General features: G+C 63.0%; 2 protein-coding genes. Both read right to left on the bottom strand.

The features are described from left to right. A partial coding sequence (locus tag C2134_RS08050) for an ExbD/TolR family protein (protein WP_103319053.1) occupies positions 1-371 on the bottom strand: 371 nt, incomplete at its 3' end. 11 nt (positions 372-382) lie between these two features. Beyond that, the coding region (locus C2134_RS08055) for an ExbD/TolR family protein (RefSeq protein WP_103319055.1) at positions 383-673 on the bottom strand (291 nt) is incomplete at its 5' end.

Consider the following 673-nt stretch of genomic DNA (forward strand, 5'->3'; position numbering starts at 1 on the left):
CGCTGCGACTCCGCCAGCACCATCGCCACCGGCGCATACGTCGCATCCTTGTTCGGCTTGATGTGCAGCTCCGGTTGCGGATCCGCCTTCCCCGCCGCCGTCAGCTTCGCTTCCAGCGCCTCTCGGTTCGGCAAACGCTCGCCGTTCCACATCACCGCGCTGTCCGGCGTGATGTCGATCTGCACCACCACCGGCTTCACCTGCTGCTTCGACGGCGTGTTCACCGGCATGTCCAGCTTCACCGCGTGCGTCTGGATCGGAATCGTGATGATCAGCATGATCAGCATCACCAACATCACGTCGATCAGCGGCGTGGTGTTGATTTCCATCATCAGGTCGTCTTCGCCCGACGACCCCACGTTCATCGCCATGCTCTTTCCTCCTAGTCCCCGCCCGCCGGGCTCGGCGGCTCGGTGATAAACGCGATTTTCACGATCCCCGCCTGCTGCACCGCCAGCACGATGCGCCCGATCGGCGCGTAGCGCGCGGTCGCATCCCCCCGGATGTGCACTTCCGGCTGCGGATCTTTCTTCGCTTCCTTCACCAGCCGCGCCAGCAACTCCTGCTGATCCTTCACCGGACTCATGTTCCAGTAGATCCGGCTATCCGGTCCCACCCCCAACACGATGTTCTCCGGCTTGGTCTGCGTCGGAATGTTCTGCTCTTTGGGCAG

It is taken from the genome of Chromobacterium sinusclupearum (assembly GCF_002902845.1).
Classification (GTDB): domain Bacteria; phylum Pseudomonadota; class Gammaproteobacteria; order Burkholderiales; family Chromobacteriaceae; genus Chromobacterium; species Chromobacterium sinusclupearum.